Raw genomic sequence first — 12,013 nt, 5'->3', positions numbered from 1 at the left:
GCAGAGGCCGGACTCAATGCATAACGCCTTTAGTCCCAAGGCTTGCCACGGGTTCGCTCGGTGCAGCTCAGCTTCTGCTGCATGGCAGCCTTCGCCAGTATGTGCGCGCTGACCGGAGCGGTGATGAAGAGAAACATGGTGATCAGCAATTCATGCAGGCTCAGGCCGTCGTTCCTGCTGCTGAAGAAAATCATCGAGGCGATGACGATGCCGCCAACGCCGAGCGTCGTAGCCTTGGTCGGCCCATGCAGGCGCGTATAGAAATCGGGTAGACGATACAGGCCTATCGCACCGATCAATGCAAAGATACTTCCGATGATCAGGCAGGCGCTGACCAGCAACTCAATCCAGAACGGCATGCGCTTTCCCTCAATCGATGATGTCGCCATGCAGCAAATGCTTGCCCACCGCGACGGTACTGACGAATCCCATCACCGCAATCAGCAGTGCGGCTTCGAAGAACAGATCGGAAGCCAGCCAGATACCGAACAGCACGATCAGCGCCAGGCCGTTTATGTACAGCGTATCCAGCGCCAGTACCCGATCGGGCATGTCCGGCCCCTTGATCAGGCGAATGACATTGAGCAAAGCCGCCACACCCAACAGGCCCATACAAAGCGGAATTACATAGGCTAGCATTCAAAAATCTCCAGCAGCGGCGCCTCGTAGCTGCTCTTCACATCAGCGACCAGCGTCTCGATATCGGGTGCGTCCAGCGCATGCAGAATCAATACTTTGTGGTCCTTACTAAGGCCGGCTGACACCGTGCCGGGCGTCAGCGAGATAATGCTCGTCAACATTGCCAGCACGAAGTCGTTTTCGATCACCATCGGCACCTCGATGAATGCGGGCCGCAAGTTCTCTCTTGGCCCAAGTACCAGCTTGGCCACATGCATATTGGCGATGACGATGTCATAGAACACTTTCAGCATGAACAGGCACAGCTTGACGGGCTTGCGTACAGGCGGCACCTCAATCAGAAAACCAGAGATCAGCAGCGGAATCGCCCAGCCAAGGAAGAGGCCCAGCAGGATATGGCCCACTCCTAGGGTGTTGTTAAGCAAAAGCCATAGCGCGGTCAGGAACAATGTAAGAGCAGGATTCGGCAACAGGCGGGACTTCTTCATGCACCAGCTCCCTGAATAATCTCCAGATAAGGCCCAAGGTCGAACAGCTGGGCGGCTGTGGCCTGGACGTAGGCCTGGATCGGTTGCGCGGCAATAACCAGCAGCACACTACCCAGCAACAGCCCGAAGGTTGCGAGCATGCGCAGCGAATCGGCTGGCACGGCCACGACTGCCGCCTCGCCCGATCTCCAGAAAACCAGACTTCCAGCGCGGCTCAGCGCTATCACCATACCCAACCCACCAATCAGCACCACCGACCAGAGCAGCGAAGCACCGCTACCGGGAGAGACCGCCTGCAGCAGCATCACCTTGCCCAAAAAACCGGAAAACGGTGGCAATCCCGCGACTGAAATCGCGCCGGCAAAAAACAGCGCACCCAGCATAAGAGGCTGCCTCAATGCTGGCGCCGAAACCAGATCCGACGCCATCTCGCCCCGCTGACGAGCAATCACATCCGCCAGCAAGAACAGACCGCCTGTCACCAATGTGCTGTGCAGCAGGTAATAAAGCGCAGCGCTCAGCCCTTGTTCAGTGCCCAGTGCAACACCTGCCAGTAGGGTGCCCACCGAAACCACCACCAGATAAGACAGGAGTATCTGCAGGTTACGGGCTGCCAGCGCGCCCAGCACGCCGGCTGCGAGCGTGAGCATTGACAATGGCCATAGCCAGTCGAGCACCATGTTATTCAGGATGCCCGCTTCGCTGCCGTAAATGAGCGTGAATACTCGGACAATTGCATAGAGACCGAGCTTGGTCATGATCGCAAACAGGGCCGCAACCGGTGCCGTCGCTGATGCATAAGCACGCGGAAGCCAAAAGTACAGTGGCAAGATTGCACCCTTGAGGCCGAACACCACCAGTAGCAGATAACCCGCCGCCGCGAGAAGCGGTGCATCGGCAGATTCAGCCGCACCGACTCGGATGGCCAGATCGGCCATGTTCAGCGTCCCGGTGAGCCCATAAAGCATGCTGACGCCAACCAGGAACAGTGCTGAGCCCAGCAGATTCAGCACGACATAGTGAATACCGGCCTGTACGCGCTTGGCGCCATTGCCGTGCAACAACAGCGCATAGGATGAAATCAGCAGAATTTCAAAGAACACGAAAAGGTTGAACAGATCACCGGTCAGAAACGCACCGTTGATCCCGGCCAGTTGGAACTGAAACAACGCATGGAAATTCGGCCCGCGCTCATCATCACCGCGCGACGCGTAAAGCACTACAAAACCGGCAAGCACCGCCGTCACCAGCAACATCAGTGCGCTCAGGCGGTCGAGCAGCAATATGATGCCGAACGGCGGCAGCCAATCTCCCAGCTGGTAAACGAACAGAGTGCCAGTGTTTGCCTGTAGCAGAAGCCATAGGGCCAGCGGCACCAGCAGCCAAGTCGCCAGCAAAGACACCAGACGTTTGAAGGGCAACGCCTGCCTGTGGGTCAGCAGCAACAAACTACCGACGAACAGCGGAAGCAAGATCGGGAGGATCAACGCATGATTCATTCGCGCGGCTCCCTGCCATCCACATGGTCGGTGCGCAACTCACCCAGGCCGCGCAGTGACAGCACCACAATGAACGCAGTCATGGCGAAGCCGATGACAATGGCGGTTAGCACCAAAGCCTGCGGAAGCGGATCACCATATTCGGCGCTTCTGCCTATTACGGCCGGCACGCCCGTGGCAAGCCTACCCATGGAGAAAATGAATAGGTTCACTGCGTAAGAAATTAGCGTCAGCCCCATCACCACAGGAAATATTCGCGCGCGAAGCAGCAGGTACACACCGCTTGCCATCATGACTCCCAGCGTTATCGCCAGTACAGCTTCCATCAGAGCACCTCCTTGCACGATTGATCCTGACTGACGTGGCCGATGTTGGACAAAATCAACAAAGTCGCGCCTACCACCGTCAGATACACGCCCAGGTCGAACAGCATGGCCGTAGCCAGCTCGAACTCACCAATCAGCGGAAGATGGAAATGACCGAAAGCCGAGGTCAAGAATGGCCGTCCGAACAACCAACTACCCAGCCCGGTCAGCCCGGCGATCAGGACACCCAGTCCCGCGATGCCGTGGTAGCTGAACGGCTGCCGCTGTTGTGCCCAGATAACACCGTGTGAAATGTATTGCAGGATTAGTGCGACCGCGGTGATCAGGCCGGCAATGAAGCCTCCACCCGGCAGGTTGTGGCCACGCAGGAAGATGAAAACAGAAATCAGCAAGGCCATCGGGAGCAGCGTACGTGACAGCGTATCCAGAACCATCGGATGACTATCGGTACTCCATAAACGTCCACGGTAATCCCGAAGCGGATGAGGCAGATGCAGCCCATAGAGCAACCCATAGATGCCCACCGCAGCGATGGCCAGTACCGCTATCTCGCCAAAGGTATCGAAGCCGCGGAAGTCGACCAGAATGACATTGACCACGTTGGTTCCACCGCCGCCGGAAACGCTGTTCTCTAGGAAGAACGATGCGATGCTGTCGTAAGGACGCGTCAAAACCGCATAAGCGAGCAAGGCGATCATGGTGCCGAAGCTGCCGGCCAGAACCAGATCACGGAAGCTGCGCAGGCTGCTCGACTCTGTGGGCGTGCGGTCAGGCATGAAGAACAGCGCCAGGATCAACAAGATAATGGTCACCACTTCGACCGAAAGCTGTGTCAGCGCCAGGTCGGGTGCCGAGTAGCGGGCAAACGCCAGCGCTACCATCAGGCCGACGACGCTCAGCACCATCAACGCCACCAGACGCCGGCGGTGGAAAAATACCGTCAGCAGCGACGCCAGGCAAAGGACCAGCATCCCAAAAACAGTGATAGCGTCCGGCGGAGTGAGCGCAACCGGACCGCTCAACGCTTTCAATGGCGTCAGGGCGTACACCACCAGCAACAGGGAACTAAATAGAACCAGCATCAGATAGCGTTGCAATGAGCCAGTTTCCAAGCGCTCGGTTAACCAGCGCGCGCTCCCGGCAAGATCGCTGATCACGCGCGTGAAGACCTGCAGCGAATCCACTCGGGGAAGCCCCTCGTACCAGCGGAACGCCCACTTGCGCAGCGAATAAATGAGCAATCCACCCGCTAGCGCGACAAAGCTCATCAGCAACGGCAGGTTGAAACCGTGCCAGATCGACAGACTGTATTCAGGAACCGGGCCATTCAGGCTTCCGGCAACCGCAGCCGCCAGCAGCGGCGCTACGGTGTAGGCCGGCAACATTCCAACCAACAGGCAGAGCAGTACCAGAATCTCCACCGGAATCTTCATGTAGCGAGCCGGTTCGTGTGGAGGATACTTGGGCAGATCGATCGGCTCGCCGTTGAAGAAGACGTCATGTACGAAGCGCAGCGAATAAGCCACCGAAAAAGCACTTGCCAGGGTCGCCAGTGCCGGAATCGTCCAATAGAAGCTGCCCAGCAGGTGCTGGTCGAGGGTTTCGGCGAAAAACATTTCCTTGCTGAGGAATCCATTGAGCAAGGGCACCCCGGCCATGGCCAGCGAGGCGATCATCGCCAGCGCCGCCGTGTGCGGCATGTATTTCAGCATGCCGTTGATGCGCCGCATGTCGCGGGTCCCGGTTTCATGGTCGATGATGCCGGCAGCCATGAACAGCGACGCCTTGAAGGTGGCGTGGTTGATGATGTGGAAGATCGCCGCCACTGCACCCAGCCGCGAATCCAGACCGAACAGCAAAGTGATCAACCCCAGGTGGCTGATGGTCGAGTAGGCAAGCAGGCCCTTGAGGTCGTGCTGGAACAGCGCCATGACCGCGCCGATCAACAGTGTTGCCAGCCCGGTCAAGCTGACCAGATAGAACCACCACTCCGAATCCGAAAGTGCCGGATACAGTCGCGCCAGCAGAAACACCCCGGCCTTGACCATGGTTGCCGAATGCAGAAAGGCCGAAACCGGCGTCGGTGCCGCCATCGCCTGCGGCAGCCAGAAGTGAAACGGAAACTGTGCGGATTTGGTGAAAACCCCAAGCAGCACCAAGATCAGCGTCAGCGGATATAGCGAATGCGCCCGAATCAGGTCGCCCGAAGCCAACACAGTGGTCAGCTCATAGCTACCGACGATATGTCCGATCAGCAGGATGCCCGCCAGCAGCGCCAACCCGCCCCCGCCAGTCACCGCCAACGCCATGCGCGCGCCCTGACGGGCTTCGGTCCGATGATTCCAGAAGCCGATCAGGAGAAACGACGAGAGGCTGGTCAGCTCCCAGAACATCAGCATCAGCAACAGGTTTTCAGCCAGCACCACGCCGAGCATCGCACCCATGAAAAGCAGGAAAAATCCATAAAAGCGCCCCATCGGCTCATGCTTGGATAGGTAATAACGCGCATAAAGGATGACCAGCAGACCAATGCCTAGAATCAGCAACGCAAACAAGAAGCCGAGTCCGTCGAGCCTCAGGCTCAGGTTCAACCCGAGTTCTGGCAGCCAGGGCATCATCTGTACGTCTATTTCGCCACCAAAGACAGCGGCACGCTTGGATAACAGAAGAACCAGAGCCGCCAACGGAGCCAACCCAGCACCGAACGCACAGGCGGATCTACCAAAACGTTCGAGCAGTAGCGGTAGACAAATCCCTAAAAATGGCAGAGCGATTATCAGCGCAAGCGCCATGAGCAAAAACCCCTTAAGCCGCGCATGCGCGCGGCAGTTATGTTCCCTGTCACGGATCTAAGCCCGAAGAGACATGGCGATGTGGGCCGATTATCCATACCGGTCGAAGCAACGTCATGGACTCAAGTATTTCGAAAAACAAAAGGCGCAGCCCAACACCGAGCCAGACGCTGCTCAGCTTGGGCGCTAAAAGCCCACGCAACGCGCATAGCTTCAGGCCGGCATGCTTATAGCAAAATCACGATGCGCGGCGACAGCGATCGTTCAGCCACAGTAGATTTGCCTACTTCAAGGCGCAATACGACTCGTGCCATTGACCGTCATGATGCGTACGCGCTGACCAACACGAAAGACTTGGTTGGGCTCAACTTCCTGCACATAGGCGCGCATGTTCCCATCGTCCTCCCGCACCGTGATTTCAACCCCCTGTGCACGGGTGATGCCCTCCTCCGCCGCGGCACCGAGCATGCCACCGGCCACCGCGCCGATTACCGCTGCAACCGCACTGCCACGGCCACCGCCGACGCCACTGCCGGCAATACCGCCCACCACGGCACCCGCACCGCTACCGATAGGCGTTTTGGTGCCCTCGAGCTTGACTGGACGTAGTGATTCGATAGTTCCGTAACGGACGGTCTGAACCGTTCGTGCTTCGTCGCGGGAATAGGAATCCCCGGTGAGGTTCGATGTACAACCGCCGATGGTCAGCGCTATGGCGGTAAACGAAGCAACAAAGATGGAGTTGCGCATGAAGTACTCTCCTCGAAACGGGTTGGCATTCCCGACCGCATCGCCTGAGTGCCTGCGACGAACAGACACTTGGCAGCGGTCTCGACCTTACTCAGCATTCCTGAACTAAGACCTTACTTTACCCGAGGCGATCCCGCCCCGCATGTAAGCTGCTGTTCAAGCTGTTTCACGAGACGATCCAATGGATTACTTCATCATCACCGTTGTCACGCTCGCCGGACTGGTTTTTCATGCCTGGCTGTTTGTGCGCTTCAGGCGCTGGGCGGACCGGGATCTGACGTTATCCCTGGCGGGAAACGATCCAAAAAAGCGAGAGTGGGCATTGCAGCGCCTCGCAGCAGCGAAGGGTGCTGGTGTGAAAAGGAAGGATTTGCAGATTTGGCTGGAGCGAGAAATGGGGCGCTACGATGCCGAATGACTCATGGTGGAGCCGGTTATACCGGCCTCCGCCATAGTCGCAGTCATGCTCCGAATGTAACAGCGGTCAGGGCGCCAGACGCTCGCGCTGCCAGTTATTGGAGACGCACCGATAGTTAAGACGATCATGCAGACGGCTGGGCCGCCCCTGCCAGAATTCCATCCGCTCCGGCAGCAAACGGTAACCTCCCCAATGAGGGGGACAATGAGGCGCCTGATCGAGAAAACGTTGCTCAGTCTCGGCGAGCAGCCGCTCGAGCTCGGCCCGATCACGAATCACCCGACTTTGCGGTGAAGCCCAGGCCCCCAAGCGGCTCCCCAGCGGCCGCACCTGGTAATAGGCGTCCGACTCGGCAGCACTGACTTTCTCGACCCGCCCCTCGATTCGCACCTGACGTTCCAGGCTAGGCCAGAAGAAGGTCATTGCAGCAAACGGACGAGCCGCCAACTGCTCGGCCTTGGCACTGTCATAGTTGGTGAAGAACGTGAAACCCCGATCATCCAGCGCCTTGAGCAAAAGCACACGGCAATGCGGACGACCTTCGGCATCGACCGTAGCCAGCGTCATGGCGTTCGGCTCGACTGGCAACTGCTCTGTCTGCACCGCGTCAGCGAACCACTGGCGAAAGAGTGCAAAAGGTTCGTCCGGCGCATTCGCTTCGCTGAGCCCTTCGCGCGTGTAGTCGCGCCGCATGTCGGCCAAGGTCTGGGTCATCTCGGAATCCTGGAAACAGTCGAAGCCAAAAGTTTATCGATTTGCTATTGGGTCCCGCTTGATTCAACACAACAAGGCCAAACAAGAACTCGCTTTAGCGGCTTGGTTATTTGGCCTTGGTCACTTCTGCAACCGCAACCTGGGTCTCTTTGGTGGGCGCCTCGCTGTATTGGGCGACCAGCGACAGCAACGTCGGCTGAGGTGCCAGCACCATTTCGACTCGACGATTCAGAGCACGGCCTTCCTCGTTCTCATTGGACGCGCGCGGCATATCCGAGCCCAGCCCTCGAATGCGCAGACGGTCGTGCTTCAAGCCGCTGAGACGAAAGATCGCCGCAACGGCACCGGCACGCTGGCGGCTGATGTCGCGATTGATTTCCAGCGATCCGGTGCTATCAGCATGACCAAGCACGATGACGGCGGTTTTTTCGTCACCTTCGACCAGCTTGGCAACGCGGCTGAGCGGGCCGAGCGTTACAGGCAGCAACATGCCAGGGCGGTCGGGGTTGAACGATGCATCGACCGGCGCAGTGACCACCAGCACACCCTCACGCCGCTCGAGTTCGAAGCGACTGTCTTTCAATGCATCGCGTAGCCGCGGCTCGTAGCCATCCAGCCAGGCATGATCGATAACAGTCTCCGGCACAACGACCGTCTCTTTTGGTTTCTCACTGTTGGAGCTACAGCCACCAATGACCATGCAGAGAATGAGGAAGGCGCTTTTCGGCAAGTTCATGAGCCAGGTTCCGTGAGGTGAGTTGGCGAATACAGGTTGCGTGTGGATCTACACGTAGCTTAAGCAAGGATTTGTCTTAAATTGTGGACGCAGGTCATTGTTATGAAAAGCTCTGGCATGGCGAACAGACGAGCGGTTCAAGCCAAACAAGCGTTCACGGCACGAGCCAGGGTCTGCGCACGTGGGTCCATCAAGACATAGGGACCTAGCGTATTGGTGACATAGCCGAACGCCAAGTCGCGTTGCGGGTCGGCGAAACCGACGCAGCCACCCGCACCCGGATGGCCAAAGGCGCCGGCCCCCGCGCCGAACGTTGCGTTCTCCACATCCGGCTGATCCAGCCAGCAACCCAGGCCGAAACGGGTGCGACTCAGCAGCGTACGGTCTTCACCGATGCAATGCTCGCGGGTCATCTCGGTCAACAACTCATAATCGAGCAGCTCACCTCGCAGCAATCCGTCATAAAAGCCGGCCAGTGCCCGAGCATTGCCGTGTCCGTTAGCGGCGGGCTGAACCATTCGGCGCCACTCCGGCTTGTTGGCACTGTTCATGATCGATGGCGGGTTAGTGAACGCGCGAGCGGTCAGCGACTGCGGATCGCCCGTCAACGCCTTGAGCATGCGCTGAGCAGCCGCATCGCCGAAATTGTTCTTCTGCCTGGTCAAGTAACCGACCCGGTCGAATTCGGCGTCGGCCAGTCCCAGATGAAAATCCAGCTCCAAAGGTCGGACAGTACGCGCGACGATCGCTTCGCCCGGCTCACGGCCGTCGGCGCGGCGGATCAGCTCGCCGAGCAGCCAGCCGTAGGTAATCGCGGCATATCCATGACCATCACCTGGCGTCCACCACGGTGCCTCCGCGGCCAAAGCCTTGATCATCGCCTCCCAGTCGTATAACGCCTCTGGGGGCAGCGACTGTCGGATAGCAGGCAGCCCGGCTTGATGGCTGAGCAGCTGCCGCAAGGTTATTGCCTGCTTGCCGTTGGCAGCGAACTCCGGCCAAACACGTGCGACAGGTTCGTCCAGCTGCAGCTTGCCTTCGCCTACCAGTTGCAGGGCGGCGACCGCAGTAAAGGTCTTGGTGCAGGAAAACAGATTGACCAGGGTGTCGCTTTGCCAGACTTGCTCACCGGCATTGTCGGCTACGCCGGCCCAGAGATCCACGACGGTTTCGCCGCCAACCTTCACACAGACCGCCGCTCCGCGCTGCTGGGTCTGCTCGAACAGATCGCTGAACGCGTCTTTGACGGCCTCGAAACGAAGATCGAAATATCCTTGAACCTGCACGTTCGCGCCCCTTGGTTATTAACTATCCGGCGCATTGTTCCAGCCGCGCCGACGCAAGAAAACAGACTCGACGTCGATTACCGAACCATCAGCCGTTTGAATAAGCCCCCATGCGGCGTACCGGATCGCCGCGAAAGGCGTTAGCTGATTTCTCTTCGAAACGGGGGCAATGCATTGAGGATGGCCTTGCCGTAGCGTTGAGTGACGACCCGACGGTCAAGCAAAGTAATCGTGCCGCGGTCCTCTTCGGTTCGCAGCAATCGGCCACAGGCCTGGACCAGGCGCAATGACGCATCGGGCACGGCAATTTCCATGAAGGGATTGCCGCCCCGCGCCTCGATCCATTCGGCAAGTGCAGCTTCTACCGGATCGTCGGGAACGGCAAACGGGATCTTGGCGATCACCACGTGCTCGCAATAGGCGCCCGGCAGATCGACGCCTTCGGCAAAGCTCGCCAGCCCGAACAGCACACTTTTCTCGCCATCATCTACACGCGCCTTATGCTTGTTCAGCGTTTCCTGCTTGGACAAATTCCCCTGGATCAGTACCCGACGGCGCCAGTCACGGTCCAACCCATCGAATACGTCCTGCATCTGCTTGCGTGACGAGAACAACACCAATGTCCCGCGCGAGGCCTCTACCTGCGACGGCAGGTCACGCACGATCGCGGCCGTATGCGCGGTCGCATCACGAGGATCGGCGTTGAGGTTGGGAACGCGCAGCACGCCGGCATCGGCATGATGAAACGGGCTCGGCACCACCGCAGTCACTGCGCAACGCGGCAGACCGGCACGCATGCGGTATCGATCGAAACTGTTCAGTGCAGTGAGGGTTGCCGAGGTCACCAGCGCGCCGTAGCAGACATTCCACAGATTACGCCGCAGCGTCTCGGCGGCCAGGATCGGGCTGGCGTTGACCTCGATATCGAATAGCGCGCCGCCTTCGGCCAGCGTCAGCCAACGTGCCATTGGCGGGCTGTCTTCCGGGTCGTCGACAGTAAATGCCGTCCATAGCTCCCAGTTGCCTTGAGCGCGGGTCAACAGGCTGCCGAATAACGGGTACCATTCTTCGGCCTGATGACTGGCGATGCCGACACCCGCCTCGCCATCCATCGCTTCCTTCAGCAGCTCGGTCAACCGCGTGAACAGATCGTTAAGCTTGGCGAAGCCCTTTTTCAGCTCGATGCCCAGTTCGATCAGGTGTTCTGGCACCACGCCCCCGACGAAACGGTGTCTCGGCCGTTCGCGCCCTTCCATGTCTTCGCCCGCCTTGAAATCCGCCAATTGCTCGCAGGCGCTGACCATGAATTGCTGCTGACTGCGCAGGTCCCGGGCGATCTCCGGCACCGCCTCGATCAACCGACCCAGATCACCCGGTAGCGGATGCTGGGCGAGCAATTTGGTCAGGTTCTTTTCGATCTGCGCGAGCCAGTCGGCGGTGGAGCGCAGACGGGTAAAGTGTGCGAAATGGCCGATGGCCTTGTCTGGCAGATGATGTCCTTCATCGAAGACATAAAGCGTGTCACGCGGGTCCGGCAGCACCGCACCGCCACCCAGCGCCAAGTCGGCGAGGACCATGTCGTGGTTGGTGACGATGACGTCGACCTTGGTCATGCCTTCCCGCGCCTTGTAGAACGCGCACTGCTGGAAATTGGGGCAGTGACGACCGGTGCACTGGCTGTGGTCGGTGGTCAAGCGCGCCCAGTCCGGATCGGCCAGCTCTTCCGGCCAGCTGTCGCGATCGCCGTCCCAGCGATTGCCGGCCAGCTTCTCGATCATGCTGCCGAATAGCTTCTCGCTGCGCTCATCCACGTCGATGCGAAAGCCTTCTTCCTCGAAGAGCTGAGCGGTAGCGCTCTGCGCCTGGCCTTCCTGAAGCAGGACGTCGAGCTTGGACAAACACAGGTAACGGCCCCGCCCCTTGGCGAGCGCGAAGGAGAAATTCAAACCACTGTTGCGCAGCAGGTCCGGTAGATCCTTGTTTACGATTTGCTCCTGCAACGCGACGGTAGCGGTCGCGATCACCAGACGCTTGCCCGCTGCCTTCGCCGTCGGAATGGTCGCCAGACTGTAGGCAACCGTCTTGCCGGTACCCGTTCCAGCCTCGACCGCGACGACCGCAGGCTCACCGTCCCGGCGACCCTCGTCATCAACCTTGATCGCGCCCAGAACCTTCGCCACTTCGGCGATCATCAGGCGCTGGCCGTAGCGGGGCTTGAGGCCTTTGGCTTCGAGGAATCGCGAGTAGGCGCCCTGGATCTGGGACTTGAGTTCGGTGCTGAGCATGGGCGCGTAAGCTGTATATATTTTCAGTATTTCGGAGAGGTGGCTATGATAGCGCGCGTTTCTTCAATCGCCACCGGAGA

General features: G+C 59.0%; 12 protein-coding genes. 1 reads left to right on the top strand and 11 read right to left on the bottom strand.

Going from position 1 to position 12,013, the window contains the following annotated elements:
* Nucleotides 1-29: 29 nt before the first annotated feature.
* The 7 genes from E0D86_RS01640 to E0D86_RS01610 all read right to left on the bottom strand — a co-directional run bounded on the left by E0D86_RS01640 (nucleotide 30) and on the right by E0D86_RS01610 (nucleotide 6,494).
* A complete protein-coding gene (locus E0D86_RS01640) occupies nucleotides 30-359 on the bottom strand; it encodes a Na+/H+ antiporter subunit G (protein WP_131648238.1) in 330 nt (109 codons plus the stop codon).
* A gap of 10 nt (nucleotides 360-369) precedes the next feature.
* Nucleotides 370-639, bottom strand: coding sequence for a K+/H+ antiporter subunit F (locus tag E0D86_RS01635; RefSeq protein WP_131648237.1), 270 nt, complete (start codon nucleotides 637-639; stop codon nucleotides 370-372).
* Nucleotides 633-1,127 (bottom strand): Na+/H+ antiporter subunit E, encoded by a 495-nt coding sequence (locus E0D86_RS01630; RefSeq protein WP_131648236.1) that lies wholly within the window; start codon nucleotides 1,125-1,127, stop codon nucleotides 633-635. The genes E0D86_RS01635 and E0D86_RS01630 overlap by 7 nt, the downstream gene beginning before the upstream one ends.
* On the bottom strand, nucleotides 1,124-2,626 hold the full coding sequence (locus E0D86_RS01625; protein WP_131648235.1) for a monovalent cation/H+ antiporter subunit D: 1,503 nt from the start codon (nucleotides 2,624-2,626) through the stop codon (nucleotides 1,124-1,126). Before E0D86_RS01625 ends, E0D86_RS01630 begins: the two co-directional genes overlap by 4 nt.
* On the bottom strand, nucleotides 2,623-2,952 hold the full coding sequence (locus tag E0D86_RS01620) for a Na+/H+ antiporter subunit C (protein WP_131648234.1): 330 nt from the start codon (nucleotides 2,950-2,952) through the stop codon (nucleotides 2,623-2,625). Before E0D86_RS01620 ends, E0D86_RS01625 begins: the two co-directional genes overlap by 4 nt.
* Nucleotides 2,952-5,744 (bottom strand): monovalent cation/H+ antiporter subunit A, encoded by a 2,793-nt coding sequence (locus E0D86_RS01615; protein ID WP_131648233.1) that lies wholly within the window; start codon nucleotides 5,742-5,744, stop codon nucleotides 2,952-2,954. The genes E0D86_RS01620 and E0D86_RS01615 overlap by 1 nt, the downstream gene beginning before the upstream one ends.
* 288 nt (nucleotides 5,745-6,032) lie before the next feature.
* Entirely contained in the window at nucleotides 6,033-6,494 is a 462-nt protein-coding gene (locus E0D86_RS01610; RefSeq protein WP_131648232.1) for a glycine zipper domain-containing protein, read from the bottom strand.
* Nucleotides 6,495-6,675: 181 nt separating this feature from the next.
* On the opposite strand from E0D86_RS01610, the gene E0D86_RS01605 reads away from it, so the two are divergent.
* Nucleotides 6,676-6,912 carry a hypothetical protein gene (locus E0D86_RS01605; RefSeq protein ID WP_131648231.1) on the top strand — a complete coding sequence of 79 codons (237 nt, stop codon included), beginning with the start codon at nucleotides 6,676-6,678 and terminating at the stop codon, nucleotides 6,910-6,912.
* 66 nt (nucleotides 6,913-6,978) lie between these two features.
* Here E0D86_RS01605 and pdxH read toward each other — a convergent pair whose 3' ends face one another.
* From pdxH to dinG, 4 genes are all read right to left on the bottom strand, one after another.
* Nucleotides 6,979-7,626 (bottom strand): pyridoxamine 5'-phosphate oxidase, encoded by a 648-nt coding sequence (pdxH, locus tag E0D86_RS01600; protein WP_131648230.1) that lies wholly within the window; start codon nucleotides 7,624-7,626, stop codon nucleotides 6,979-6,981.
* Nucleotides 7,627-7,732: 106 nt separating this feature from the next.
* Nucleotides 7,733-8,362, bottom strand: a complete 630-nt coding sequence (locus E0D86_RS01595; RefSeq protein ID WP_131648229.1) for an OmpA family protein — start codon at nucleotides 8,360-8,362, stop codon at nucleotides 7,733-7,735.
* Nucleotides 8,363-8,499: 137 nt separating this feature from the next.
* Nucleotides 8,500-9,648, bottom strand: coding sequence for a serine hydrolase domain-containing protein (locus E0D86_RS01590; RefSeq protein ID WP_131648228.1), 1,149 nt, complete (start codon nucleotides 9,646-9,648; stop codon nucleotides 8,500-8,502).
* Between the two features lie 140 nt (nucleotides 9,649-9,788).
* Complete coding sequence (dinG, locus tag E0D86_RS01585; RefSeq protein WP_131648227.1) at nucleotides 9,789-11,933, bottom strand: ATP-dependent DNA helicase DinG; 2,145 nt, start codon at nucleotides 11,931-11,933, stop codon at nucleotides 9,789-9,791.
* Nucleotides 11,934-12,013 lie beyond the last annotated feature (80 nt).

The organism is Pseudomonas sp. IC_126, from assembly GCF_004331835.1.
Taxonomy (GTDB): Bacteria; Pseudomonadota; Gammaproteobacteria; order Pseudomonadales; family Pseudomonadaceae; genus Stutzerimonas.
Note: the sequence above shows the minus strand (reverse complement) of the source record. Positions and strands in the feature narration are given on the sequence as shown.